This is a genomic window from Mameliella sp. CS4 (assembly GCF_019392335.1).
Classification (GTDB): domain Bacteria; phylum Pseudomonadota; class Alphaproteobacteria; order Rhodobacterales; family Rhodobacteraceae; genus Antarctobacter.
The window spans coordinates 47,944-71,585 of record NZ_JAHXRQ010000001.1 but is presented as its reverse complement, the minus strand read 5'-3'; the positions used below and the strand labels follow the sequence as shown (position 1 = coordinate 71,585).

Below are 23,642 nucleotides of genomic sequence, written 5' to 3'. Positions count from 1 at the left end.
TTTGACGCGCCCTTTAGCCCGAGCCGGGGGCAGGGGGCAAGGATGTGCCCCTCCCTCAGAGATAGTCGGCCCGGTTCGGCGCGGCGACAAGGCGGCCCAGGGCAATGTCCCAGGCCGGTCGCGGGCGGGGGTCGCGGCCTTCGTACAGGACAAAGAGACATTGCGGGTCCGGCCAGCGGGGCTCACGATTCAGAACGGCAAGCCCGTCCAGTTCGCGCGCAAGCGCCGCGGCGCTGCCGCTGTCCGGCGAATAGGCCAGTTCCTGCTTGCGGTAGATCCCGGCGTTGCAGTTGTCGATGATGCGGCGCACCTGCCCCAGAAACCCGAGGTCGCCGTCGATCTCGGCGTTCTGCAACTGCGCCTCCTCCGGCAGGCTGGACAGGTAGGCGGCGACCGTCGCGCGATCGCATTCCGGTTGGCTCACGCACCACAGGGCGGCGCTGCGCTGGGCCGGGTCGGTTGGATCGTGTTCCAGCACGATGCGGTGCCACAGATCCCTGTCCACCGTGCCGAGGCTTTGCAGCGCCTCGGTCAGATTGCCGGGCTTCGGGCTGGCGGCGTACATCAGGCGGGTGGCCTGAAAGGCGGCAAAGGCCCGGTCGTAGGTGGCGCGCGCCTCGGCGATCTTTTCGATCTCGTCGCGCAGGCTCAGCACCACGTCGGGACGTTGGAACATCTGCGCGATGCGGCCGGCCTCGCCGGGATCTGCCTTCAGCAGGCGTTCCAGTTGGGTCAATGCAATCGTCAGATCGGGCGGCAGCTCTGCAAGATCCGTGACCTTCCAGCTGTCCAGAATGCGCCCGAGAATGCGCGCGATGGCGGTTTCGCGGGTCGGCGGCGCCTCGGGTTCGGCGCGCAGGTCGACGGCGGCGGCCAGCGCATCGGCCAGGGCCAGGCGTTGATCGGTGGTCGAGGGCAGGGTGTTGTCGCGTCTGCGCAGCGAAGCGCGCCGCAGAAGCACGGGACCGGCCGGACGCGGGCGCGCCTTGCGTCCGCGCAGCGAGGTCATGAGCGCATAGAGACTGCCCATCCCGCCGATGGCCAGGGCGATCGGCACGCCGATGGCAGGGGCAGGCAGCAGTGCGGCCAGGAAGGCCGGTCCGATAGCCACCCCTGTCAGTGCGAGTCGATACACGAAAGCGTCCACGTCAGCCCCTCAAACCCATGTCGAATGCGGTTAAAATTGGCCGAAAATTGCGGCTTGAACGTGGCGCGAGACGGGCCAAATTGGCGGGCTGTGTTTCGCAGGGGGCGACACTGACCGTCTTTGCAGGGGGTTGTTTTCTGTAGCGGTAAAATACCGCGGGGCCGGGTCGGTATCTGGCGAAAATCCGGATGAAACCCGGGCCAAAGCGAGTCGCGGGCACAGGCTGTCGTGGCGCGTGCAGCGTCACCTATGGCGCGAAGTGCGCACCCGGAACGGGCCGGTCGGTCAGTCGAACAGGCCCTCGGGCGGGTCGGCCACGATGCGGCCCGCGGTCAGGTCGACAGTCGGCACCGCCGCCAGCGTGAAGGGCAGGAGGACCGTACTGGATTTACCGGGAACCTGGAGTTCCAGAAGGTCGGTCGCGCCGTGGTTCTGCACCGCGCGGACCTTGCCCAGTTCGACCCCGCCAGAGTCGAAGACGGGCAGGCCTATCAGGTCGGCGTGGTAATATTCGTCGTCGGGCAGGTTGGGCAGCCGGTCACGCGGGGCATAAAGGCGGGTGCCCTTGAGGGCGTCGGCCTCTTCCTTTGTCCGGACACCGGACAGATGGGCGGCAAAGCCGTTGTTGATCTCACGGGTGATCTCGATCTCGAAGAGGCGGGTGCCGTCTTCTGTGCTCAGCGGCGCATAGTCAGCCACCGCCAGCGGATCAGATGTGAAACTCTTGAGGCGCACCTCGCCATGAACGCCAAAGGCGCCCGCGATCGCACCGACGCAGATCGTGTCAGTCATTGCGATATTCCGAAACAGACTCCACCACGGGCCTCGCCTCCCTTGTCCACACAGCGATCATGCCATGTCAATTCGGAATAGAAAAACCCGGCGGTGAAGGCGATCACCAACAGAAAGAAACTGCGTATCAGACGAAACATGGGGAAAGGGAGGGGACGACAGGCGCGGCCTGCCGTCCCGCTCCGCAGGTCTTATTCCGCGTCGGCGCCAGCCGCTGCGGCAGCCTTTTCGGCTTTCTCTTCGGCGCGTTCCTGGGCTTTCTTGCCCGGGGTGCCCTTCTTGGGGTTGTTGCGCTCTTTCTTCTCGATCACGCCAGCGGTTTCGAGGAAGCGCGACACGCGGTCGGTGGCCTGCGCGCCTTCGCCCAGCCAGTACTGGATGCGTTCGACGTCCATCTTGACGCGGTCTTCGCTGTCCTTGGGCAGGAGCGGGTTGTAGGTGCCGAGCTTCTCGATGAAGCGGCCGTCGCGCGGCATGCGCGAGTCCGCGGCCACGATGCGGTAGAAGGGACGCTTTTTCGAGCCGCCACGGGCGAGACGAATCTTGACTGCCATTTGTTTTCTCCTTTGTCGAATGGCTGAAGACGGACAGGGCCGTCTTAGGTCTGGTGTTGCTTGTGGTGCTGGATGACTTCCTGAATGACGAAGTTCAGGAATTTCTTGGCGAATTCCGGGTCGAGGTCGGCCTGGGTCGCAAGATCCTGGAGCCGCGCGATCTGTTTTTCCTCACGCGCGGGGTCGGATGGGGGAAGGTCGTGCTGCGCCTTGAGGACGCCCACGGCCTGGGTGTGCTTGAACCGTTCGGCCAGCGTGAAGACAAGGATCGCGTCCAGCCGGTCGATGCTTTCGCGATGTTCCTTCAGCAGATCCGCGGCGCGGATGACGGGATCGGTCATGAGGCGGTCCTTTCGGGCGAAACGGTGCGGGGGATGTCAGTCAACGGCCCAGCCTTTCGGTTTGAACAGCGGGTCCTGGCAATGCGCGATTTCCATCGCGACCCCGTGCCCGACCTGTCCGCGCAGATCCTCTGGCGAGGGATGGCGATAGACCGCGTCACTGCCGTCGATCGAGGGCGCGGTCGCGTCCTTCTTGCAGCCCAGGCGTTCGGCAAGCCGGATCGAATCCAGGTTCTTGGGGTCGATGTAGCTGACGGCGCTGTCCCACCCGAGGTCATCGTAGACGTGCCGCCGAACCCGGTCGGTCGCTTCCAGCGCATAGCCCTTGCCGGCCTGGTCCGGCCAGATGATCCAGGCGATCTCGCGCTCGGGCCATTTTGCCGGGAACCAGCCGCCGGCCATGCCGACGGTTTCATCGGTGTCGCGCAGGTGGATCATCCACATGCCGAAACCGCGGATTTCCCAGTGGCCGATTTCTGCGGCATAGAGCATCCAGGTCTCGTAGGCATTCAGCGGACCACCCATGAAGCGCGACCGGTACGAGGCGAAAGTGGCTTTGAAGTCCGGGTAGTCCTGGGGTTCCGGGCCGCGCAGGATCAACCGTTTGGTCTCCAGGACAGGGATGTCACGATGACCCATCAGGCGGCCTCCCTGTGGTGGCGGAAAACAAGGGTGTCGTCGGTAAGTGCGGCCTCGGCCTCGGCGTCGCGGCGAGCGCCAAGCCGGGTCATCAGGGCAATGCAACGGCCGTTCTTTGGCGCGACATAGGACACGACGCTGTCCCACTTCAGTGTTTCGAAGGCGTGGCCGCGCACCGCCTCGACCGCCTCTGTCGCATATCCCTTGCCCTCGGCCTCGGTGGTCAGGAAGATGCCTAGCTCCGGCTCGGGGTCTTCGTATGCGTAGCCGATCAGCGCGAACCCCGCCGAGGGCGTGGTGCTGGCGTCGATGGTCCAGAGCCCGAACCCGTGCAGCAGCCAGCAGGCGCAGTAATTGGTGAAATCCGCCCAGGCGGCCGCGCGGGTCATCGGGCCGCCCATGTGGAGCGCGCGATCGGAACAGAAGATCGTCGCATAGGCATCGAAATCATAGATCCGTGGGCCGCGCAGTTGCAGACGCCGGGTGTCGAGCACCGGCAGCCGACCGCCCAACCGGGCGGCGACGCGGGCGCCGGGGCCCGGGATATGGCGTTCGCAGGGTGCGGTCATGCCCGCTCCCCGATGTGGCGCCAGACCTGGGCGGGATGGCCCAGCAGGTTTGTGTCACGCTCGAAATGCGCGTCCAACCGTTCAGCGACCCTGCGGGAGGGCGCGTTGTCGGGGTGGATGTAGGAAATTAGCGGGCCAAGGCCGCGCTCCGCGCTGGCCCAGTCCCGGATGCGGGCGGCGGCCTCTGTGGCAAAGCCCTGCCCTTCGAAACCGTCGAAGATGTGCCAGCCCAGTTCGGGCTCGTCCCACATGACATGGTTGACGACGCCCACGCGCCCGACCTTTTGGCCGTCGTGGAGAACCATGAAAAAGCCATAACCGCGCAGCGCCCAGTGGCCGAAGCCAGCCAGGAAGCCACGCCACTGGTCGAATTCATCCGTCACCGGCCCGCCGACAAAGCGGGCGCGCTCCGAGGCCATGAAGGCGGACACGACCGGAAAATCCTCTTCCAGCGGGGTGCGCAGGGTCAGGCGGTCGCTGGTCACGGTGATCTGAGGGATCATGCCAGCGCCTCCGGACCGGGATGGCGCCAGAGTTCGTCCTCGCCCATGTTCTCGTTGTGATAGGTGCGCTCGTAGGCGGCCCCAAGGCGCCGGGCCAGGGCTTTGGACCGTTCGTTGCTTGGTACGATATTCGAGGTCAGCGTGGTAAAGCCCAGATCCTCGTAGGCCCAGCGGCGGGCGCGCTGTGCGGCCTCATAGGCGATGCCCTTGCCCTCGTAGCCCTCGAAGACGACCCAGCCTACCTCGGGTTCGGGCCAGCTTTCGGGGTTCCAGATGCCGGAGATCCCGGCAGCCTCGCCGGTCTCCTTCATCTCGATGACAAAATACCCGTAGCCGTGCCAATGCCAGTGGCCGACGTTCAGCGAAAACCAGCGCCAGGCATCGCCGCGAGTGGGAGAGGCGCCAAAGCCGGCGGCGCGCTCCTGGTCCAGCAGAAAGGCGATGACTGCTTCGGCGTCGCGCTTTTCCGGGCCGCGCAGGATCAGGCGTTCGGTTTCCAGGCGGGGGGCTTGAGTCAGGCTCATGCGTAGGCCTCCGGGCTGCCGTCCGCGTCGGGGCTGTGGCGATAGACCAGCGTTTCCCGCGCCGTTTCACCGTCGGGCAGCTGCGCGTCGGGGTCGTGTACCGCGCCCAGCCGGGTGGCCAGCGCGATGGAGCGGGCGTTGTCGGGGTGGATGTAGCTGACCAGCGTGGTCCAGCCCTGCGCCCAGGCCCAGTGCAGCGCGGCGGTGGCGGCCTCGGTGGCATAGCCCTTGCCCTCGAATCCGTCGAAGAAGATCCAGCCGATCTCGCGCTCGGGGAACATCGGGGGACGGGTGATGGCGACCTGACCGATGACCTGGCCCCCCTTGAGGTCGACAGCCCAGCTGCCGTGCCCCAGGAGGTCCCAGCTGCCGACCTCGGAGGCGAAGCCGAGCCATTGATGCGTCAGGGTCTTCGGGCGCCAGACATAGGCGGCCCGGTCGCTCTGGTGGAAGTCCCAGAACGGGGTCATGTCGGTTTCGACATGGGCGCGCAGCGTCAGGCGCGGGGTATGCAGCGTGGGGGCGGGCATGGGCGAGTCAACGTGGACGGTGGTTCCTGTGGTGAAGGCGGGTGCCTCCGGCGGGAGGTATTTTCAGCCCAAAGAAACACCGGGTCTGTCTGTCCTTTCGTTACTTCTTCTTGCCGAGACCGGAGAGGCCGGGGGGCAGGGCGCCGCCGCCGAGGCCGGGCATGCCGGTTTTGCCGCCCATCTGTTTGGCTGCGGCCTCAATCGCCTTGGGGTCCATGCCCTGGGCCATTTCCGGGGGCAGGCCGCCCTTGCCGCCGAACATGCCGCGCATGGCCTGTTTCAGCGCGCCGCCTTTGCCCATCTTGCCCATCTTCTTCATCATGTCGGACATCTGGCGCTGCATCTTGAGCAGCTTGTTGAGGTCGGCGACCTCCATGCCCGAGCCTTTGGCGATGCGCTTCTTGCGGCTGGCCTGCAGGATCTGCGGGTTGGCGCGTTCCTTCTTGGTCATCGACTGGATCAGGGCGATCTGCTGGCGCAGCATCTTGTCGTCGATGCCGGCACCGTCCATCTGCTTGGCCATCTTGCCCATGCCGGGCATCATGGACATCATGCCCTCCATGCCGCCCATCTTGATCATCTGTTCGAGCTGCATCTTGAGGTCGTTCATGTTGAACTGACCCTTCTGGAAGCGCTTCATCATCCGCTCGGCCTGTTCGGCCTCCAGCGTCTGTTGCGCCTTCTCGACGAGGGCCACGATGTCGCCCATGCCGAGGATGCGGCCCGCGACGCGGTCCGGCTCGAAGGTTTCGAGCGCGTCCATCTTTTCGCCGAGGCCGACGAACTTGATCGGCTTGCCGGTGACGGCGCGCATCGACAGGGCGGCGCCGCCGCGGCCGTCGCCGTCCATCCGGGTCAGCACGACGCCGGAGATGCCGATGCGGTTGTCGAAATTCTCGGCCGTGTGGACCGCGTCCTGGCCGGTCAGGCCGTCGACCACGAGGATGGTTTCGCGCGGGTTGGCGACGTCACGGACGGCTTCGACCTGTGCCATCAACTCTTCGTCGATCGAGAGGCGCCCGGCGGTGTCGAGCATGTAGACGTCATAGCCGCCCAGGCCCGCCTGGGTCTTGGCGCGTTTCGCGATGGTAACCGGGTCTTCGCCCTTGACGATGGGCAGCGTGTCGACGCCGATCTGGGTGCCGAGGATGGCGAGCTGTTCCATCGCCGCCGGGCGGTTGACGTCGAGCGAGGCCATCAGGACTTTCTTGCCGTCACGTTCCTTCAGGCGCTTGGCCAGCTTGGCGGTGGTGGTGGTCTTGCCGCCGCCCTGCAGGCCGACCATCAGGATCGGCGCGGGCGGGCTGTCGATGCGCAGCTTGCCGGGTTCGCCATCCTCGCCGGCGAGAACCGCGATCAACTCGTCATGGACGATCTTGACAACCTGCTGGCCGGGGGTGACGGATTTCGTGACGGCGGCACCGGTGGCCTTTTTTTCGACCGCCTTGATGAACTGGCGCGCCACGGGCAGTGAGACGTCGGCCTCGAGCAGGGCCACGCGGACCTCGCGCAGGGCGGTGCGGACGTCATCCTCGGACAGGGCGCCCTGCTTGGTCAGACGGTCGAAGACGCCGCCGAGGCGTTCGGAGAGATTTTCGAACATGGGGCGCAGGGCCTCCTTTTCCTTCGTATTGCGCCCTCAAGGTAAGGGCGCGCGGCGTGCATCACAATCGGACGGGTCAAAGCGCGAGAGCCCCCGTGGGCGCAACGCGCTGACGGAGGGCGATCCCGGGCATAGCCCAAGGGACCGGAAGGCCAGAGGACTCCCGGAGATGGGAAGCTGTTAGGGGAACGGGAGGCGCGAGTCAAGATCGCGCAAGTCAGGGGCCAACTGGTCGCCTTGCCGGAGGGGCAGGGACTGTGGCAAGGACCGCGGAACGCCGCCCGCAGCCAAAAGAAACCCGGTCCGACATGCCTGCCACCTTCCAGGTCTATCCTCACCTGAACATCGTTCTGGTCCTGTTCAGGGACGACATCACCGTGGAGCAGAACATAGAAACCTTCCTGCGCTACCGGTCGGATTCGTTGTTCGACGGCGGGCAGCACATTCTGCTGGATGTGATGGACTGCAGGTTTCCCGAGGGCTTCTTTGCGGAAACCGCGCGTCTGGCGCATCGTCTGAGCGCCTATCACGAGGCGCGCGACCCGCGGGCGCGCACCTCGATCTTTGCTCCCGGCAAGGTGAACCATGGCATCTGCCGCCTGTACCGGGATGCGGTCCGGGCGAGGGGGCCCTATCCGCTGGAGGTGTTCCGCGATCCCGCGGAGGCCCTGCTTTATGCGGAGCTTGATCCGCGGGATCGCGAGGTGCGGGGGCTGCTGGGACGGATCGGGCCGAGGGCCGCGTCGCCCTGATCAGGCCGCGAGGCGTGACAGGTCTTCCTTGGCGCGCGCCTTGGAGGCTTCGGCATCGACCATTTGCCGGTCGGAACGGACCACCTGGATGTCGGTGATGCCGATAAAGCCCAGCACATGGCGCAGCCACGGGGTCGCAAAGTCGATCGGGCCGTCGACCTCGGTGCCGCCCGAAGCGACGGTAATGATGGCGCGCTTGCCGGTCATCAGGCCTTCGGGGCCTTCCTCGGTATAGCGGAAGGTGATGCCGGCGCGGGCGATCTGGTCAAACCAGGCCTTGACGCCCGACGGCACGCCGAAGTTGTAGATCGGCAGCGCGATCACCAGAGTGTCGGCGGCGCGGACCTCCTCGATCAGCGCGTCGGACAGGGCCAGGCGTTCGCGCTGGTCCGGGGTGCGGTCGGACTCGGGCGTAACATTGGCTTCCAGCCAGTGGGTGTCGATCTGGGGCGGGGTTTCCGCCAGGTCGCGCGAAACCACGGTGGCGGGGTTGAGGCGCGAGATCACCTCGTCGGCAAGCTGGCGGCTGACGGATTCGGTGCCGCGGGCAGAGGCGTCGATGCGCAGAACGGTATTGGTCATGTGTCGGGTCCTTTCCAGGAGTGATCCATTCGATGCCCCCAACTTGACCATTGCATTTGTGAACTCAATATCGCATTAAGCGCAGGTACTGTGCGCATATGCGCAGACGGCCAAGCGAGGGGCACATGGACAACTGGGATGAGATCCGCACGGCCTACCAGGTGGCCCGGCTGGGCACGGTCAGCGGTGCGGCAGAGGTGCTGGGCGTGCACCACGCGACGGTGATCCGCCATATCGACGCTCTGGAAGGGCGGCTGGGTGTCAAGCTGTTCCAACGGCACGCGCGCGGCTATACCGCAACAGAGGCGGGCCATGACCTGATGCGCGTGGCCCAGACCACGGACGACCAGTTGCAGCAGCTCGAAGGCCGCATCAAGGGACGCGGCAACGAGGTGGCGGGCGATCTGCTGGTCACGTCCCTGGTGGCTTTCGCGCCACTGCTGGTCCCGGCATTGACCAGTTTCCGTGCTCAGTACCCGGACGTGATCGTGCGTTTCCTGACCGATGACCGGGTGTTCCGGCTGGAATACGGCGAGGCGCATGTGGCGCTGCGCGCCGGTCCCGCCCCTCAGGAACCCGATAACGTGGTGCAGGGCTTTGCCCGTCAGGACATCGCGCTGTACGCCCATCGCGACTATATCTCCCGGCACGGGATGCCCGAGGGTGAAGACGACCTGGCGGCCCATTTCTTCGTCTCTCACGACGATCCCGAAAGCCGCGCGCCCTTTTCGCGCTGGCTGCGGTCGCGGGTCCCTGCGGACCATGTCGTTTTTCGCAGCACGGATTCGCGCGTATTGGAGGCTGCGGTCACAGAGGGGGCCGGGATCGGGTTCATGGGCTGCCGCGAAGCGGCGCTGCACCCGGAGCTGGTGCAGGTCATGCCCCCGCGCGACGACTGGGCCTCGCCGCTCTGGCTGGTGACCCATGTCGATCTGCATCGGACGGCCAAGGTCCAGGCCTTCCTGTCGCATCTCAAGGCGTTCGCCGGGGAAGGATCGGCCCGATGAGCGAGGCAGGGCGCGGGCACCTGGCCATGCTGGGGTTTGCCATGCTGGTCTCTGGGTCGTTTTCGCTGGGTGCCATGGCGGCGCCGCATATCGAACCCGAGGTGCTGAACGCGGTGCGGTTCCTGCTGGCGGGCGCGGTGCTCTGGGGCTGGGCGCTGGCCACGGGCAAGGTAACGCGCGCGGTCTTTGATGCGCCCTGGCGGTACTTTGTCCTTGCGGGGCTCTTTGTGTTCTATTTCGTCACCATGTTCGAGGGGCTCAAGACGGCGGCCCCGGTCAGCATGGCGGCGGTCTTCACGCTGAACCCGGCGCTGACGGCGGTGTTCGGCTATCTGGTCGTGCGTCAGGTCACGACACCCCGCATGGCCCTGGCCATCGTCGTGGGCGGGGTGGGCGCGCTCTGGGTGATCTTTGACGCCGACCTGGCGGCCCTGTTGCGGTTCGAGATCGGTCGCGGCGAGGCGATCTATTTCTGGGGCTGCGTGGCGCATGCGCTTTATGCCCCGATGCTGCGCAAGCTGAGCCGGGGGGAATCCGGCATCGCCTTCAACGCGGGCATCCTGACGGCTGGCTCGGTGATCCTGTGCATCTGGGCGGGGCCGGGCCTGGTGGCGATGGACTGGGGCGCGCTGCCAATGATCGTCTGGTGGACGATCCTCTATGTCGCTTTGGCGGCGACCGGCGTGACCTTCGTGATCCTGCGCTACGCGACGCTGCGGCTGCCGGCGGCCAAGGTCATGGCTTATACCTATATCGTGCCGTCCTGCGTGATCCTGTGGGAACTGGTGCTGGGGCAGGGCGTGCCGACCGCGATGATCCTGCCGGGGGTGGCGCTGACCGCCTTTTCGTTGCTTCTGCTGCTCAAGGACGAAGAAAAGCCCAAGGAAGTGCCAGCCTCCTGACGTGGAAGGATCGCAGAGAGGTCAGGGCTTGTCCTCGGGCGCCGGGGCCAGTTCCTGTTCCAGGAAGCGTTCAAAGCCGTCGAGGTCGAACTGGTCGAACTGCCCGAAGGCCTGCATCCAGATGCTGGCCTCGCGCAGGGCGTCGGGTTCCAGCTTGCACCATTTCACGCGGCCGCGCTTTTCCTGGCTGATAAGGCCCGCGCGGGTCAGGATGACGAGGTGCTTGGAGATGGCCGCCAGCGACATTTCGAACGGGTGGGCGACGTCGGTCACGGCCATATCGTCCTCCAGCAGCATCGACAGGATGCGGCGGCGCGTCGGATCGGCGAGCGCGGCAAAGACGGTGTCGAGACGGTCGCTCATCTTGCACTGGCGCGGAAAGCGGTGGCCGCGGGCGGCTGTCGGCGGCAATGGGCGGGGCGGGGGAACATGGGGCGATCCTGAGCGGTTTAGGCTGGTTTGGGCGGGTCCCGGGGAAAACTCAACCGAAAAGTTGAATGTGCATTTGCAGCATGGTTGGCGCCCAAACGGGCTGCGGCGGAATGACCGATGCTTTGGCGTGGCCGAAATAAGCGTTTAATTACAGCATCTTGAGTTGCAAATTTTCGGCCTGCCATGCGTGTTGACTCGATGCGCCCCCCGGCTTAGCACCATGCCAACCCTGACCGGAGCCATCTGCACCGTGAGCGACCCTGACCCCAAGCGAAAGCTGGACGACCTGGACGCCAAGCTGAACGCCTACAAGGCGGGACGCAAAGTGGAGAAGGCCCATCAGGAAGAACACTACTCACAGGCCAATATCGCTTGGCGGATGGTGACGGAAATGGTGGCCGGTCTGGGGATCGGGTTCGGGATCGGATACGGACTCGACGTTCTCTTGGGCACCAAGCCGTTGCTGATGGTGGTGTTTGCATTGCTGGGCATCGCCGCGGGCATCAACGTGATGCTGCGGACGGCGAAAGAGGTCCAGGCGAAACAGGGTTCCGGACCACAGTCCGGAACAGGCCCCGAACGGGCCAAGGCGGACCGCCCCGACGGGGGCACGAACGACAGCGCCCGGTTGACCGGAGCGGATGAGGGGAAAAGAGATGGCGACTGAGACGCACGGCGCAGAACCCGTAGCAGAGAGCGGCGGCCTGGTGTTCCACCCGATGGACCAGTTCATCGTCAAGCCGCTGTTCGGCCACGGTGAAGTGGGCATGTTCACCATCACCAACGTGACGCTCTGGCTGTTCCTGGCCATTGTCGCCGTTGTCCTGATGATGGTTCTCGGCACCTCGAAGCGCGCCATCGTGCCGTCGCGGTCGCAGTCGGTGGCCGAACTGGCCTACGGTTTCGTCTACAAGATGGTGGAGGACGTGACCGGCAAGGACGGGCTGAAGTATTTCCCCTACATCATGACCCTGTTCATGTTCATCGTCTTTGCCAACTTCCTTGGTCTGCTTCCGATGAGCTTTACCACGACCTCGCATTTCGCCGTCACTGTGGTGCTGGCGCTGGCGGTCTTCCTGACCGTGACGATCCTGGGTTTCGTCAAGAACGGCGCAAGCTTCCTGGGTCTTTTCTGGGTCTCCAGCGCGCCGCTGGCGCTGCGCCCGGTCCTGGCCCTGATCGAACTGATCTCGTACTTCGTGCGTCCGGTCAGCCACTCCATTCGTCTTGCGGGCAACGTCATGGCGGGCCACGCCGTGATCAAGGTTTTTGCCGGGTTCGCCGCCATCGCCGCCATCTCGCCGATCTCGGTCCTGGCGATCACCGCGATGTACGGGCTGGAGGTCCTGGTGGCCTTCATCCAGGCCTATGTCTTCACGATCCTGACCTGCGTCTACCTCAAGGACGCATTGCACCCGCATCACTAATGCCAGCGGCGGGGTGAACCCCGCCCTACGCAAAGAACACCACGATACAGAAACTTCCAATCGTAAGGAGATACACAATGGAAGGTCTCAACTTCATCGGCGCCGGTCTCGCAGCAATCGGTTCGGGCGCAGCCGCCATCGGTGTGGGCAACGTTGCCGGCAACTTCCTGGCAGGCGCCCTGCGCAACCCCTCGGCTGCTGCTTCGCAGACCGCCACCCTCTTCATCGGCATCGCATTCGCGGAAGCACTGGGCATCTTCTCGTTCCTGGTCTCCCTGCTGCTGATGTTCGCCGTCTGATCCACGGAACTTAACGATCCTTACGCGCGGGCGGTCAGGCGTGCCTGACCGCCCGATGTAGAGACAAGTTCCGACGGAGGACAACATGGCGACCGAAACTCACGGGGCCGAAGCCGTCAGCACCTGCGTTGACTCGCACGGCTCTGCCGTCGGGATGCCGCAGCTTTGCGGCGACTGGATCGGCAACCAGGTCTTCTGGCTGGTGATCACGCTGGTCGTGATCTACTTTGTTCTGGCCCGCATCGCCCTGCCGCGCATCGCGGCCGTTCTGGCGGAACGCCAGGGGACGATCACCAACGACATCGCCGCCGCCGAAGATCTCAAGCGCAAGGCCCAGGACGCCGAAGCCGCTTATGACAAGGCGCTCGCCGATGCACGGGCCGAGGCCCAGACCATCGCGCAAAAGGCGCGTGACGACATCAAGGCCGACCTAGACGTCGCGCTGGAAAAGGCCGACGCGGAAATCGCGGCCAAGGCTGCCGAGTCGGAGAAGGCCATCGCCGAGATCCGCGACAGCGCAATGGCCAATGTCGAAGTCGTTGCCAAGGACACCGCAGGCGCCATCGTGGCCGCCCTGGGGGCATCCGCCGACGACGCCAAGATCGCATCCGCGGTCGATGCGCAGCTGAAAGGGTAAGGTCATGAAGAAACTCTTCCTTCCCGTGATCGCAGCGCTGGCCGCGACACCGGCTGCCGCCGCAAGCGGCCCGTTCTTTTCGCTGGGCAACACCGACTTCGTGGTGCTGCTTGGCTTCATCGTCTTCATCCTGGTCCTGATCTATTTCAAGGTGCCGGGCCTGCTGATGGGCCTGCTGGACAAGCGGGCCGAGGGCATCCAGGACGAACTGGACGAGGCACGCAAGCTGCGTGAAGAAGCCCAGTCGCTGCTGGCCAGCTACGAGCGCAAGCAACGCGAAGTGCAGGGTCAGGCCGACCGTATCGTCGCCCACGCCAAGCAGGAGGCCGAACTGGCCGCCGAGCAGGCCAAGGCCGACATCCAGGCTTCGATCGCCCGCCGTCTGCAGGCTGCCGAAGGCCAGATCGCCTCGGCCGAGGCCGCAGCGGTCAAGGAAGTGCGCGACCGTGCCGCCGCCGTGGCCGTCGCCGCAGCGCGCAACGTGGTGGCCGAGCAGATGACCGCCGACAGCGCGGGCAAGCTGATCGACGACGCGATCGCAGACGTGAGCGCCAAGCTCCACTGACCGCGTCCCGAGGGACAGTGACGAGGCCCGGCCAGAGTGCCGGGCCTTGCGCGTTGCAGACCCCAAGAGGGTCCAATCGCCGGAACAGGCGGCAAGACCGGATCGCGAGAGACATCGCGGCCGAACCAGGACAGAGGTTGAGGCGTGGCACATATCATCGTTGTGGGGAACGAAAAGGGGGGCGCGGGCAAGTCGACCATCGCGATGCATGTCGCGACGGCACTTGCGCGCATGGAGCACCGGGTCTGGACACTGGACCTTGACCTGCGCCAGCAGAGCCTTGGGCGCTACCTGGCCAATCGCCGCGCCTGGCTGAAAAAGGAAGAGCGCGACCTGCCGGTGCCGGGCTACATGGCGCTGCCAGAGGCCGATCCGGCCGCCCTCGCGGCGGGCGAACAGGCCGCCGACAACCGTCTCAGCCGCGCCGTGGCCGAGCTGGAGGCCAAGTCGGATTTCATCCTCATCGACTGCCCCGGGGCCTATACACGCCTGGCGCAGGTCGCGCATTCGCTGGCCGATACGCTGGTGACCCCCCTGAACGACAGTTTCGTCGATTTTGACCTGCTCGCCCGGATCGAAGGCGACGGCGAGACCATCGCCGGGCCGTCGGTCTATGCCGAGATGGTCTGGTCGTCGCGGCAGCTGCGCGCGCAGGCCGGGCTGCAGCCGATGGACTGGATCGTGCTGCGCAACCGGATCGGCGCCCAGCAGATGATCAACAAGGCCAAGATGGAAAAGGCGGTCGCCACCCTGTCAAAACGGATCGGCTTTCGCGTGGCGCCCGGCTTTTCAGAGCGGGTCGTGTTCCGGGAGCTGTTCCCGCGCGGCCTGACCCTGCTCGATCTGCGCGATATCGGCGTGCGCAGCATGAGCCTGTCGAACATCGCCGCAAGGCAAGAGGTCCGCGACCTCATCAAGTCGCTGAAGCTGCCGGGGGTCACCGTCAATTTCTAGTCGCGCCGCGCGTGGCCTCGGCGCTTCCCATGTTTCTTTGGGCTGAAAATACTTCGGGGGTCCGGGGGCAGAGCCCCCGGCGCCGCCTTGGCGGCAAGAAAAAGGACCGGACCCGAAGGTCCGGCCCAGGATCCGGCCAAGGATTTGGAGGAGTCGTTACTCGGCCGGAACCGCTGCGGGGGCTGCCTTGGCGAAGTGCTGGCGGTTCAGGCGCAGCACCAGGGCGATAGCGACGACTTGCGACGCGATGGCCAATCCGGTGACCCCCCAGTAGGCGAGGTCGAACTTGTCCACGACACCCGCCGCGACCAACCCCTTGTTGGCAAAGAAGTGGATCATCACCGCAAGCGCCACGAAGGGGCAGACCAGGGCATAGGATCCGGGCGAGGTCTTGGACCCCATCACGAAGTCGTTGAAGTAGCCCTGCGCCTTGAGCACCACCGCTCCGAGGCCGAGGAAGGCCAGCTGGATACCCAGCAGGCGGGCCAGGAAGACCATCGTTTCACCGGCGTTGCCATGCGCGTCAAAGCTGGTGTGCAGCCCATGTGCCTGGCGGAGGAACATTATGCCCAGCACGGTGACGATCGGAACGATGATCATCAGGGTCGGACCGGCTTCGCGGGCGGTGCCATGCTGCAACATCGAGCCGAAGGCCGTGATGCTGGCAAAACCGGCGTAAAGCACCGCGATGGTCCCCAGGATGGTCGAGATCACCAGGGCGACACCGACGGTCGTGGCACTTGTGCTCATGGCGGCGGGGGCGGCAAAACCGACCGCGATCATGGACAGGGCAAAGGCCGGGGTGAGCTGCGCGAAGGAGTTATGCGCGGTCACGTCGAACAGCCCGCCCTTGGCCAGCACGCGGCCCAGGAAATCCCCGATCAGGCGAAAGGCCAGCACGGCGATCAGGCCGAAGGCCACCATTGCCATCGGAAAGAGGTATTCCACCACGCTCCAGAGCTGGGGCACGAAGACAAGCCCGATGATGAAGCCGACGTTCACCGACATGGCCAGCGCCAGAGGCATCGCCAGCAAGGTGGATTCGGCATTGGAGTTGCGCAGTTCCTCATAGGCCGGGGTCTTTTTGAAGGCGCTGTAGGACATCAGGTTCCAGATCAGCGACTTGATGTTGAGAAAGGCAAAACCGGCGATCCCGGCCATTGCGATCACGATCGCGGCCTGCACGTAGGGGCCACCGCTGGCCCAGGCGGCCATGATGTCCTCGAACACCGGAACGGGATGGCCGGGATGGGGCACCCAGAACATGAGGAACATGAAGAAACTGACAGCGATGCCGCCGGCGCCCAGCGAGGCGAGGAAGTAGATCGGGGAATAGCTGTCTGCGGGTCTATGTGCTGCGTTGGCCATGAGGGCCTCCTGTGACAGGCAGGGAAACATTCATTAGATGGAATGTAATATACATTCTGAAATCCGAATGTAAAGAAAAACCTCGATGATCTGCCATGCGTGCCACACATGACAGGCTTAACCAATTCGTAACCAGATTTGGGCCAGAATTGGCCATGCGCGGTTTTCCTTGTGTTCTCCTTCTGCTCGGCCTCGTCGGATGCGCATCGGCGGGGCCGGGCTTTTATGGCGCAGAGAAACGGGTGCGCGAGGTTGAGGGATCACGTTTCACCCTTCGGTTTCGGGGCCCGCTGGTCGAGGCCACCCGCACCTCGCCTGAATGGTTGCCGCGGTTCGAAGACGTGGCGCGCAAGGCCGGTATAGCGGCGCAGATTGAAACCGGCTGTCGCGCGGAATGGGTCGAGGGCGATCCGGCCATGATGTGGATCGGCCTGTCCTGCAACGGTGACCGGGCTCCGAAAATGCCCCGTCGGCCCCGTACAATCCATTGCGCAATAGATGAGCCCGCCCCGCGCGCGGCCCGGCACGGTTTGGCCTTGGATTGCGGAGCTGGTCGGCGCTAAGCCGCAATATCTTGTGGAGAAGTGGCGCTATGCCGCCATATGGGGCGTCCTATTCTTGACTCACGGCGCCCCGAAAGCGCAGGCTGAGGGCCAATCTCGGAATCGGACCCGGCCCATTGCGCTTTTCCAGACTCAGACTCACAGGCTTCAAAAGCTTCGTCGATCCGACGGACCTGATCATCAACGACGGGCTGACCGGTGTGGTCGGGCCGAACGGATGTGGCAAGTCCAACCTGCTGGAAGCGCTGCGCTGGGTCATGGGCGAAACCCGGGCCAAGGCGATGCGTGGCGGCGGGATGGAGGATGTGATCTTTGCCGGGGCGTCTTCGCGCCCGGCCCGCAATTTCGCCGAGGTCAGCCTGCATATCGACAACGCCGACCGTCTGGCTCCGGCGGGGTTCAACGAACACGATCATCTGGAAATCGTGCGCCGCATCACCCGTGACGTCGGCAGCGCCTACAAGGTGAACTCCAAGGATACGCGGGCGCGTGACGTGCAGATGCTCTTTGCCGACGCCGCCACTGGCGCGCATTCCCCGGCACTGGTCCGGCAGGGGCAGATCAGCGAGTTGATCAATGCCAAGCCCAAGAATCGCCGCAAGGTGCTGGAGGATGCCGCCGGGATCGGCGGGTTGTACCAGCGCCGGCATGAGGCCGAGCTGAAGCTGAAGAACACCGAATCGAACCTGCTGCGCGTCGACGACGTGGTTGAACAGCTGGCGGGGCAATTGTCGGCACTGGCCAAACAGGCCCGCCAGGCGGCGCGCTATCGTGCCATCGGGACAGAGCTGCGTCAGGCCGAGGGCATGTTGCTGTATCGCCGCTGGCGCGAGGCGGACGATGCGCGCGCCACGGCAGAGGCCGCCTTGCGCGAGACCGTGACACGGGCCGCCCAGGCGGAAACCTCGGCCCGCGCCGCCGAAAAGACCCGCGCCGAGCGCGAAGAGACCCTGCCGCCCCTGCGCGAGGAAGAGGCGATTGCAGCGGCCGTCTTGCAACGGTTGATCGTCCAGCGCGATACGCTGTCCGACCAGGAAAAGCAGGCCCTGGCCCGGATCGAGACCCTGAAGAACCGGATCGCCCAGCTGGTCCGCGACATGGACCGTGAGGCGGGGCTGAATCGCGACGCCGGAGAGACCATCGAGCGGCTGGAATGGGAGGCCCGGGAGCTTGCCAAGGCCTCGGAAGGGCACGAAGAACGGCTGGCCGAGGCACATGAGGCCGCGCGCGAAGCTTCGGGCGTGTTGCAGGCCCGCGAGGCGGAGCTGGAACAGCAGACAGAGGATGTCGCCCGTCTGTCCGCGCGCCACCAATCGGCGCAGCGCTACCTTGCCGATTGCCGCAAGACGGTCGAGCGGAACGAGAGCGAGGCCGCCCGGGCGCGTGCCACGGTCGACACCGCCAAGGAGGCGCAGGCGCAGTCGCGCGAGGCCGCAGAGGCCGCGCAGGCCCGCCTTTCCGAGGCGCAGGAGGCCGCGGAACAGGCCGAGGTTACCCTGACCGAGGCAGAGGCCGCCCGCGCGGACACGCAGGCCCGAGAGGCCGAGGCGCGTGGCGAGCGGTCCGAGGCCGAGGGCCAGATGAACGCCCTGCGGGCCGAGGTGACGGCCCTGGCGCGTCTGCTGGACCGTGACACCGCCGAGGGCGGCCAGATCCTGGACCGGCTGCAGGTGGAACAGGGCTATGAAAAGGCGCTGGGTGCTGCACTGTCGGACGACCTGCGCGCGCCCGAGGTCGAGGGCGACGGGCCGACCGGCTGGGTCGTGCTGGCGGCCTATGACACCACCCAGCCCCTGCCCGAGGGGGCCTCGCCGCTGGCGGGCCATGTCTCTGTTCCCGATGTGCTGGAACGGCGCCTGAGCCAGATCGGCCTGGTGGACCCCGAGGACGGCCCGCGCCTGCAGGCCTTGCTGAAACCCGGTCAGCGACTGGTGACGCTGGAGGGCGATCTCTGGCGCTGGGACGGCTATCGCGCCTGGGCCGAGGATCAACCTTCGGCGGCGGCGCTGCGGCTGGAACAGCTGAACCGGCTGGAAGGGTTGAAACAGGAAATGGCCCGCGCTTCGGCGCAGCTCGAAGGGACGCAGGCCGCGCATGAGGCGCTGGTGGCGCAGTTGAGCGCGCTGACCGAGGCGGACAAGGCGGCGCGCGCGGCGCGGCGCGCGGCGGACCAGGCCGTGACAGAGGCCGCCCGCGCACAAAGCCGGGCCGAGGCCGAACGCGACATGGCAGAGGGCAAGGTGGAAAGCGCCGCTCTGTCGGTCAAGCGCTACGAGGACGAGGCCGGCGCGGCACGCGGCCAGCTGAAAGAGGCGGAGCGCACCCTGGAGGGGCTGGACGACCTCGAAGAGGCGCGCGCCCAGGCCGAGGACATCAAGATGACGGTCGAGGCCGCGCGGATGACCATGATGGCCCGCCGTTCTGCCCATGACGAGTTGCGCCGCGACGGCGAGGCCCGAAAGGGGCGCGCACAGCAGGTGACAAAGGACCTGTCCGGCTGGCGTCACCGTCTGGAGACAGCCGAGAAACGTGCCACCGAACTGGCCGAGCGCAAGGCAGAAAGCGAAGCCGAACTGGCGCAGGCCGAGGACGTGCCCGGCGAACTGGAGGCGCAGCGCGACGAACTGACCGGCGCGATGGAGACGGCTGAGGCCCGCAAGGCGGCGGCCAGCGATGCGCTTGCGTCTGCAGAGAGCGCCCTGCGCGAGGCGATCACCGCCGAACGCGACGCCGAACGCCAGGCTGGTGAGGCCCGCGAGGCGCGCGCCCGTGCCGAAGCCCGCGCCGAAGCCGCCCGCGAAACCGTCGAAGCCGCGGCAGAGCGGATTTCGGACGAGTTGGAGACAACCCCGGCGGCGCTGCTGGAACAGCTGGACGTGGACCCGGAGCAGATGCCTGCCTCGGACAAGATCGAGGCCGAGGTCTCGCGCCTGAAACGCCAGCGCGACGCGCTGGGCGCGGTCAACCTGCGGGCCGAGGAAGACGCCAAGGAGGTGCAGGAAGAGCATGACACCTTGGTGGCGGAGAAATCCGACCTCGAAGAGGCGGTCAAGACGCTGCGGTCCGGCATTGCCAGCCTGAACCGTGAGGGGCGTGAACGCCTGCTGACCGCCTTCGAGCAGGTGAACAGCAATTTCTCGATGCTGTTCACCCATCTCTTTGGCGGTGGTGAGGCCAGTCTGATGATGGTCGAAAGCGACGACCCGCTAGAGGCCGGTCTGGAAATCATGTGCCAGCCGCCGGGCAAAAAGCTGTCGACCCTGTCGCTGATGTCCGGGGGCGAACAGACCCTGACCTGTCTTGCGCTGATCTTTGCGGTCTTCATGGCCAACCCCTCGCCGATCTGCGTGCTGGACGAGGTGGATGCGCCGCTGGACGACGCCAACGTGACCCGGTTCTGCGACATGCTGGACGAGATGTGCCGCCGGACGGACACGCGGTTCCTGATCATCACCCACCACGCGGTGACGATGGCGCGGATGGACCGGCTGTTCGGCGTGACCATGCAGGAACAGGGGGTCAGCCAGCTTGTCTCGGTCGACCTCAAGCGCGCCGAGAGCCTGGTGGCCTGACCCCCAACAGGGTCCCGTCACGGCGCCGTCACGTTCATGTCAAAGGGTTTCCGCGCCGCGCCAATTGCGCCATGTAGGGTGGGCTGCTCTCTGGCTCCGGTCCCCAACGACGGTATCCCATGCGCCTGTTTCTTCTAATTGCCCTGACGATGGTGGCTTTTGCCGCGAATTCTGTCCTGAACCGTGCGGCCTTGGCCGGGGGCGAGATCGACGCGGTAAGCTTCGGCACCATCAGGCTTTGGTCCGGTGCGGTCACGCTGGTCCTGCTGGGGGTGTTGCTGCGCGGACGGATTGCGCTGGGGGGCGCGGGCAGGATGGCCGGGGTGCTGGGGCTGCTGCTCTATATCTACGGTTTTTCGGTGGCTTATGTGGCGCTGGACGCGGGTCTGGGGGCGCTGATCCTGTTCGGGACGGTTCAGGTAACGATGTTCGGCGGCAGCCTGATCGGCGGAGAGCGTCCCCCGGCCCTGCGATGGGCCGGGGCCGCTCTGGCCTTTGGCGGGCTGGCCTGGCTGCTCTGGCCGGGGGGCGGCGTCGCACTCAGCCTGCCACACGGCGCGGCAATGGTCCTGGCCGGGCTGGGCTGGGGGATCTATTCGCTGGCCGGACGGCGGGCCGAAGACCCTCTGCTGGCGACCGGGGCGAATTTCCTGCTGGCGGCGCCGCTTGGGTTCCTGCTGGGGTTGGCCCTGCCTGTCAGCCCCGAGGCGGTCTCACCGGAAGTGCCGGGCATCCTGTTGGCAATGGTTTCGGGCGCTGTGACCTCGGGGTTGGGCTATGCGCTGTGGTATCACGTTCTGCCGCAGATCAAGGGCAGCGTCGCGGCGGTGGCCCAGCTGAGCGTGCCGGTGATCGCGATGGCAGGCGGCATGATCTTCCTGGGAGAGGCGTTGTCGCTGGACTTCGGGATTGCGGCGGCGGTTGTGCTGGGCGGCGTGGCCCTGTCGGTCTTGAGGAAGTAACCGGGCAGGTCAGTACAGGATCGGTTCCAGCGGGTCATAGCCAAGCCCCTCACCCCAGGCGACATCGGGCAGGCTTGACGGTTTCAGGCGCAGGCTGGCCAGTTCGTCGCGCGCAAAGAAGCGCCGCATGTGCACCACACCCTCCGGGTCCTTCCAGTCGTCCGAAAGCGTGCCGGATGTGATACGGGCGCGAAAGAACACCTCGACCTGGTGAAAGCCCCGCGCGGGGTCGTCGAACTCGTTCACAAGACAGGGGGCTCCGACCTCCACGCGAAGGCCGGTTTCTTCCAGCACCTCGCGGGCGAGGTTCTCGGGCAGGCTGGAATGCGGCTCGACCCCGCCACCGGGGGCGCACCACAGGTCAGAGGTGTTGCCGGGCCAGGCGTTGACCAGCAGCAGGCGGTTGTCCTGCAGGATTACGGCGCGGCAGGCAATGCGAGGGGCGGGCATGGGCACTCCTTTCATGGCTTTTCTATGGGTTGGCGCGGCGCTATGCCAGCAGCATGAAATGGTTTCTCCTGTGTCTTGTCCTGCTTGCCCCGCTGCCTGCGCGGGCCGGGGATTGTGTCATCCTGTTGCACGGGCTGGCGCGCACCGAATATTCGATGGCGCTGTTGGGCGCCGTGCTGGAATCGCGTGGGCACCGCGTGATCATTCCGGGCTACGATTCGACCCGCTACCGGGTCGAGCACCTGGCCGAAGAGACCCTTCCAGAGGCGGTGACCCGGTGCGGACCGCAAACGGTGCATTTCGTCACCCATTCTATGGGCGGTATCCTGCTCCGGCACTGGCTGCGGGATCATCGCCCGCCCCGGCTGGGCCGCGTGGTGATGATGGGCCCGCCCAATGGCGGCAGCGAGATCGTGGACCTGGCTGGCGGCTGGGAGGTCTTCGAGTGGATGAACGGCCCGGCGGGCCAGCAACTGGGCACCGGGCCACAGGATCTGCCTGCGCGGCTGCCGCCGGTGGATTTCCCACTGGGGGTGATCGCCGGGTCGAAGACATTGAACGCCCTGACCAGCTCGGTGATCCCCGGGGTGGACGACGGCAAGGTTTCGATCGCGTCGACCCGCGTCGAAGGCATGACCGATCACATCGTTCTGCCGGTCACCCATACCTTCATGATGCAAGCGCCCGAGGTCATGGTTCAGGTGGTGCGCTTTCTGGAAGAGGGGCATTTTCAGCCGGGCGCGGATTGGCGCCTGCTGCTGGACGAGGCGGATCTGGACTGTCTGTTGGGAGACTGCAATGCCGATTGACCTGGACCTTCAGGGCGCGCGCGTGTTGCGGCCCGGGGGCTGGGATCACGGGCCTCTGTCGCTGGCCGGCGGGATGATCGTCGAGGGGCCGGTGGGGCGCGCCGTTGACTTGTCCGGCTATGACCTGCTGCCCGGCATCGTCGATGTGCATGGCGACGGGTTCGAGCGGCACATGGCGCCGCGTCGGGGGGCGCTGCGGGAACGCGATGCGGGCATGGTGGCCTGCGCTGCCGAACTGGGCGCCTGCGGGATCACCACCGCTGTCCTGGCACAGTTCTGGTCCTGGGAAGGCGGGATGCGCGGGCCGGAGTTCGCCGAGGAGGTCTTTGCCGCCGTGAGTGCCGTGGCGCCCACGGTGCCGGTGGACCTGCGGCTGCAGATGCGGCTGGAGACGCATTTCACGGAGAGTTTCGAGGCGGCCGAGGCGGCGTTGGCGCGCTGGGACATCGGGTATGTCGTCTTCAATGATCACCTGCCGCATGCGCGGTTGGCCGAGGGGCGGCGCCCGCCGCGTCTGACCGGGCAGGCGCTGAAATCGGGCCGCAACCCGGAGGCACACCTGGCATTGATGACGCGCCTGCACGAGGCTGGTGCGGAGGTCCCGGACGTGCTGGATGCGTTGTGCGCGCGGCTGGCCGCAAAGGGCGTCCGGATGGGCAGCCATGACGACCGGACGGCGGCGGGCCGGGCCCTGTGGCGCGCGCGGGGCGTCGAGGTGTCCGAGTTCCCCGAAACGCTGGAGGCCGCGCAGGCGGCGCGGGATGCGGGTGAGCCGGTGGTCCTGGGCGCGCCGAACGTGGTGCGCGGGGCGAGCCATGCGGGCAATGTCTCGGCGCTGGAGCTGATCGGGGCAGGGCATTGCGACGCTCTGGCCTCGGACTATCACTACCCGGCGCCTGCGCGGGCGGCCTGGCGCTGCGTCGAACTGGGGCTGCTGGACGAGGCGGCGGCCTGGGCACTGGTTTCGGACGGACCGGCGCGGGTGCTGGGCCTGGCGGATCGCGGGCGTCTGGAACCGGGGCTGCGCGCGGATGTAGTGGTGATGGAGCGCGAGACGCGGCGCATCGCGGCGGTCATTGCGGGCGGCGGTCTGGCCTGGATGAGCGGGCCGGTGGCGGGGCGCTTTATCGCTTAGCGGTGCACTTGCGCGCGCAGGGTG

The 23,642-nt window shown here is 66.1% G+C and carries 27 protein-coding genes; 13 read left to right on the top strand and 14 right to left on the bottom strand.

Annotation, left to right across the window (positions count from 1 at the left end):
• Positions 1–55: 55 nt before the first annotated feature.
• From KZZ07_RS00385 to ffh, 10 genes are all read right to left on the bottom strand, one after another.
• The gene (locus KZZ07_RS00385; protein ID WP_219510034.1) at positions 56–1,135 is read right to left on the bottom strand and encodes a hypothetical protein; all 1,080 of its coding nucleotides are present in this window, start codon (positions 1,133–1,135) and stop codon (positions 56–58) included.
• 297 nt (positions 1,136–1,432) lie between these two features.
• Complete coding sequence (rimM, locus tag KZZ07_RS00380; RefSeq protein WP_219510031.1) at positions 1,433–1,939, bottom strand: ribosome maturation factor RimM; 507 nt, start codon at positions 1,937–1,939, stop codon at positions 1,433–1,435.
• A gap of 191 nt (positions 1,940–2,130) precedes the next feature.
• Positions 2,131–2,493, bottom strand: a complete 363-nt coding sequence (gene rpsP, locus KZZ07_RS00375) for a 30S ribosomal protein S16 (protein WP_219510023.1) — start codon at positions 2,491–2,493, stop codon at positions 2,131–2,133.
• 44 nt (positions 2,494–2,537) lie between these two features.
• Positions 2,538–2,834, bottom strand: coding sequence for a chorismate mutase (locus KZZ07_RS00370; RefSeq protein WP_219510021.1), 297 nt, complete (start codon positions 2,832–2,834; stop codon positions 2,538–2,540).
• Positions 2,835–2,870: 36 nt separating this feature from the next.
• Positions 2,871–3,473, bottom strand: coding sequence for a GNAT family N-acetyltransferase (locus KZZ07_RS00365; protein WP_219510019.1), 603 nt, complete (start codon positions 3,471–3,473; stop codon positions 2,871–2,873).
• Positions 3,473–4,042, bottom strand: coding sequence for a GNAT family N-acetyltransferase (locus tag KZZ07_RS00360; RefSeq protein ID WP_219510016.1), 570 nt, complete (start codon positions 4,040–4,042; stop codon positions 3,473–3,475). Before KZZ07_RS00360 ends, KZZ07_RS00365 begins: the two co-directional genes overlap by 1 nt.
• A complete protein-coding gene (locus tag KZZ07_RS00355) occupies positions 4,039–4,545 on the bottom strand; it encodes a GNAT family N-acetyltransferase (RefSeq protein WP_219510014.1) in 507 nt (168 codons plus the stop codon). Before KZZ07_RS00355 ends, KZZ07_RS00360 begins: the two co-directional genes overlap by 4 nt.
• Positions 4,542–5,069 carry a GNAT family N-acetyltransferase gene (locus tag KZZ07_RS00350; protein ID WP_219510012.1) on the bottom strand — a complete coding sequence of 176 codons (528 nt, stop codon included), beginning with the start codon at positions 5,067–5,069 and terminating at the stop codon, positions 4,542–4,544. The genes KZZ07_RS00355 and KZZ07_RS00350 overlap by 4 nt, the downstream gene beginning before the upstream one ends.
• Positions 5,066–5,599: a GNAT family N-acetyltransferase gene (locus KZZ07_RS00345; protein ID WP_219510009.1), complete on the bottom strand. Its 534-nt coding sequence runs from the start codon at positions 5,597–5,599 to the stop codon at positions 5,066–5,068. Before KZZ07_RS00345 ends, KZZ07_RS00350 begins: the two co-directional genes overlap by 4 nt.
• 100 nt (positions 5,600–5,699) lie before the next feature.
• Positions 5,700–7,202 carry a signal recognition particle protein gene (gene ffh, locus KZZ07_RS00340; protein WP_219510007.1) on the bottom strand — a complete coding sequence of 501 codons (1,503 nt, stop codon included), beginning with the start codon at positions 7,200–7,202 and terminating at the stop codon, positions 5,700–5,702.
• A 308-nt stretch (positions 7,203–7,510) separates the two neighbouring features.
• On the opposite strand from ffh, the gene KZZ07_RS00335 reads away from it, so the two are divergent.
• On the top strand, positions 7,511–7,954 hold the full coding sequence (locus KZZ07_RS00335) for a hypothetical protein (protein ID WP_219509990.1): 444 nt from the start codon (positions 7,511–7,513) through the stop codon (positions 7,952–7,954).
• Here the strand turns inward: KZZ07_RS00335 and KZZ07_RS00330 are convergent, their stop codons facing one another.
• Complete coding sequence (locus tag KZZ07_RS00330) at positions 7,955–8,536, bottom strand: FMN-dependent NADH-azoreductase (RefSeq protein ID WP_219509980.1); 582 nt, start codon at positions 8,534–8,536, stop codon at positions 7,955–7,957.
• A 125-nt stretch (positions 8,537–8,661) separates the two neighbouring features.
• Here KZZ07_RS00330 and KZZ07_RS00325 point away from each other — a divergent pair, with 125 nt between their 5' ends.
• Positions 8,662–9,543, top strand: coding sequence for a LysR family transcriptional regulator (locus tag KZZ07_RS00325; RefSeq protein WP_219509972.1), 882 nt, complete (start codon positions 8,662–8,664; stop codon positions 9,541–9,543).
• Complete coding sequence (locus KZZ07_RS00320; RefSeq protein ID WP_255564082.1) at positions 9,540–10,445, top strand: DMT family transporter; 906 nt, start codon at positions 9,540–9,542, stop codon at positions 10,443–10,445. Before KZZ07_RS00325 ends, KZZ07_RS00320 begins: the two co-directional genes overlap by 4 nt.
• Before the next feature lie 21 nt (positions 10,446–10,466).
• Here KZZ07_RS00320 and KZZ07_RS00315 read toward each other — a convergent pair whose 3' ends face one another.
• Positions 10,467–10,808 (bottom strand): ArsR/SmtB family transcription factor, encoded by a 342-nt coding sequence (locus KZZ07_RS00315; RefSeq protein WP_074621872.1) that lies wholly within the window; start codon positions 10,806–10,808, stop codon positions 10,467–10,469.
• A gap of 319 nt (positions 10,809–11,127) precedes the next feature.
• Here KZZ07_RS00315 and KZZ07_RS00310 point away from each other — a divergent pair, with 319 nt between their 5' ends.
• From KZZ07_RS00310 to KZZ07_RS00285, 6 genes are all read left to right on the top strand, one after another.
• Positions 11,128–11,544, top strand: a complete 417-nt coding sequence (locus KZZ07_RS00310; RefSeq protein WP_219509965.1) for an AtpZ/AtpI family protein — start codon at positions 11,128–11,130, stop codon at positions 11,542–11,544.
• Positions 11,534–12,304: a F0F1 ATP synthase subunit A gene (locus KZZ07_RS00305; protein ID WP_219509964.1), complete on the top strand. Its 771-nt coding sequence runs from the start codon at positions 11,534–11,536 to the stop codon at positions 12,302–12,304. Before KZZ07_RS00310 ends, KZZ07_RS00305 begins: the two co-directional genes overlap by 11 nt.
• A gap of 77 nt (positions 12,305–12,381) precedes the next feature.
• Positions 12,382–12,603, top strand: a complete 222-nt coding sequence (locus KZZ07_RS00300; RefSeq protein ID WP_043140840.1) for a F0F1 ATP synthase subunit C — start codon at positions 12,382–12,384, stop codon at positions 12,601–12,603.
• Between the two features lie 85 nt (positions 12,604–12,688).
• Positions 12,689–13,240: a F0F1 ATP synthase subunit B' gene (locus tag KZZ07_RS00295; protein ID WP_219509962.1), complete on the top strand. Its 552-nt coding sequence runs from the start codon at positions 12,689–12,691 to the stop codon at positions 13,238–13,240.
• 4 nt (positions 13,241–13,244) lie between these two features.
• Complete coding sequence (locus KZZ07_RS00290; RefSeq protein ID WP_219509960.1) at positions 13,245–13,805, top strand: F0F1 ATP synthase subunit B; 561 nt, start codon at positions 13,245–13,247, stop codon at positions 13,803–13,805.
• 144 nt (positions 13,806–13,949) lie between these two features.
• Entirely contained in the window at positions 13,950–14,759 is an 810-nt protein-coding gene (locus KZZ07_RS00285) for a division plane positioning ATPase MipZ (protein ID WP_219509958.1), read from the top strand.
• Between the two features lie 156 nt (positions 14,760–14,915).
• On the opposite strand, the gene KZZ07_RS00280 is transcribed toward KZZ07_RS00285, so the two are convergent.
• Positions 14,916–16,127 carry a TsoY family (seleno)protein gene (locus KZZ07_RS00280; protein ID WP_219509956.1) on the bottom strand — a complete coding sequence of 404 codons (1,212 nt, stop codon included), beginning with the start codon at positions 16,125–16,127 and terminating at the stop codon, positions 14,916–14,918.
• Between the two features lie 679 nt (positions 16,128–16,806).
• On the opposite strand from KZZ07_RS00280, the gene smc reads away from it, so the two are divergent.
• Together smc and KZZ07_RS00270 are read left to right on the top strand one after the other, a co-directional pair.
• Entirely contained in the window at positions 16,807–20,262 is a 3,456-nt protein-coding gene (gene smc / locus KZZ07_RS00275; RefSeq protein WP_219509953.1) for a chromosome segregation protein SMC, read from the top strand.
• 119 nt (positions 20,263–20,381) lie between these two features.
• Positions 20,382–21,224 (top strand): DMT family transporter, encoded by an 843-nt coding sequence (locus KZZ07_RS00270; protein ID WP_219509940.1) that lies wholly within the window; start codon positions 20,382–20,384, stop codon positions 21,222–21,224.
• A 9-nt stretch (positions 21,225–21,233) separates the two neighbouring features.
• Here the strand turns inward: KZZ07_RS00270 and KZZ07_RS00265 are convergent, their stop codons facing one another.
• Entirely contained in the window at positions 21,234–21,674 is a 441-nt protein-coding gene (locus tag KZZ07_RS00265) for an NUDIX domain-containing protein (RefSeq protein ID WP_219509932.1), read from the bottom strand.
• Positions 21,675–21,727: 53 nt separating this feature from the next.
• Between KZZ07_RS00265 and KZZ07_RS00260 the strand changes: the two genes are divergently transcribed.
• On the top strand, positions 21,728–22,483 hold the full coding sequence (locus KZZ07_RS00260) for an alpha/beta fold hydrolase (protein ID WP_219509930.1): 756 nt from the start codon (positions 21,728–21,730) through the stop codon (positions 22,481–22,483).
• Positions 22,473–23,618: an alpha-D-ribose 1-methylphosphonate 5-triphosphate diphosphatase gene (locus KZZ07_RS00255; protein ID WP_219509928.1), complete on the top strand. Its 1,146-nt coding sequence runs from the start codon at positions 22,473–22,475 to the stop codon at positions 23,616–23,618. Before KZZ07_RS00260 ends, KZZ07_RS00255 begins: the two co-directional genes overlap by 11 nt.
• Positions 23,619–23,642: the final 24 nt, after the last annotated feature.

Excerpts from the sequence above, each read along its gene's own strand:
- KZZ07_RS00325 (WP_219509972.1), top strand. The coding sequence starts at position 8,662 with ATGGACAACTGGGATGAGATCCGCACGGCCTACCAGGTGGCCCGGCTG.
- KZZ07_RS00350 (WP_219510012.1), bottom strand. The coding sequence starts at position 5,069 with ATGAGCCTGACTCAAGCCCCCCGCCTGGAAACCGAACGCCTGATCCTG.
- KZZ07_RS00330 (WP_219509980.1), bottom strand. The coding sequence starts at position 8,536 with ATGACCAATACCGTTCTGCGCATCGACGCCTCTGCCCGCGGCACCGAA.
- rimM (WP_219510031.1), bottom strand. The coding sequence starts at position 1,939 with ATGACTGACACGATCTGCGTCGGTGCGATCGCGGGCGCCTTTGGCGTT.
- KZZ07_RS00365 (WP_219510019.1), bottom strand. The coding sequence starts at position 3,473 with ATGGGTCATCGTGACATCCCTGTCCTGGAGACCAAACGGTTGATCCTG.
- KZZ07_RS00265 (WP_219509932.1), bottom strand. The coding sequence starts at position 21,674 with ATGCCCGCCCCTCGCATTGCCTGCCGCGCCGTAATCCTGCAGGACAAC.
- KZZ07_RS00260 (WP_219509930.1), top strand. The coding sequence starts at position 21,728 with ATGAAATGGTTTCTCCTGTGTCTTGTCCTGCTTGCCCCGCTGCCTGCG.
- KZZ07_RS00300 (WP_043140840.1), top strand. The coding sequence starts at position 12,382 with ATGGAAGGTCTCAACTTCATCGGCGCCGGTCTCGCAGCAATCGGTTCG.
- KZZ07_RS00360 (WP_219510016.1), bottom strand. The coding sequence starts at position 4,042 with ATGACCGCACCCTGCGAACGCCATATCCCGGGCCCCGGCGCCCGCGTC.
- KZZ07_RS00345 (WP_219510009.1), bottom strand. The coding sequence starts at position 5,599 with ATGCCCGCCCCCACGCTGCATACCCCGCGCCTGACGCTGCGCGCCCAT.
- KZZ07_RS00270 (WP_219509940.1), top strand. The coding sequence starts at position 20,382 with ATGCGCCTGTTTCTTCTAATTGCCCTGACGATGGTGGCTTTTGCCGCG.
- KZZ07_RS00315 (WP_074621872.1), bottom strand. The coding sequence starts at position 10,808 with ATGAGCGACCGTCTCGACACCGTCTTTGCCGCGCTCGCCGATCCGACG.
- KZZ07_RS00320 (WP_255564082.1), top strand. The coding sequence starts at position 9,540 with ATGAGCGAGGCAGGGCGCGGGCACCTGGCCATGCTGGGGTTTGCCATG.
- KZZ07_RS00335 (WP_219509990.1), top strand. The coding sequence starts at position 7,511 with ATGCCTGCCACCTTCCAGGTCTATCCTCACCTGAACATCGTTCTGGTC.
- KZZ07_RS00355 (WP_219510014.1), bottom strand. The coding sequence starts at position 4,545 with ATGATCCCTCAGATCACCGTGACCAGCGACCGCCTGACCCTGCGCACC.
- KZZ07_RS00370 (WP_219510021.1), bottom strand. The coding sequence starts at position 2,834 with ATGACCGATCCCGTCATCCGCGCCGCGGATCTGCTGAAGGAACATCGC.
- ffh (WP_219510007.1), bottom strand. The coding sequence starts at position 7,202 with ATGTTCGAAAATCTCTCCGAACGCCTCGGCGGCGTCTTCGACCGTCTG.
- KZZ07_RS00295 (WP_219509962.1), top strand. The coding sequence starts at position 12,689 with ATGGCGACCGAAACTCACGGGGCCGAAGCCGTCAGCACCTGCGTTGAC.
- KZZ07_RS00280 (WP_219509956.1), bottom strand. The coding sequence starts at position 16,127 with ATGGCCAACGCAGCACATAGACCCGCAGACAGCTATTCCCCGATCTAC.
- KZZ07_RS00305 (WP_219509964.1), top strand. The coding sequence starts at position 11,534 with ATGGCGACTGAGACGCACGGCGCAGAACCCGTAGCAGAGAGCGGCGGC.
- rpsP (WP_219510023.1), bottom strand. The coding sequence starts at position 2,493 with ATGGCAGTCAAGATTCGTCTCGCCCGTGGCGGCTCGAAAAAGCGTCCC.
- KZZ07_RS00290 (WP_219509960.1), top strand. The coding sequence starts at position 13,245 with ATGAAGAAACTCTTCCTTCCCGTGATCGCAGCGCTGGCCGCGACACCG.
- KZZ07_RS00255 (WP_219509928.1), top strand. The coding sequence starts at position 22,473 with ATGCCGATTGACCTGGACCTTCAGGGCGCGCGCGTGTTGCGGCCCGGG.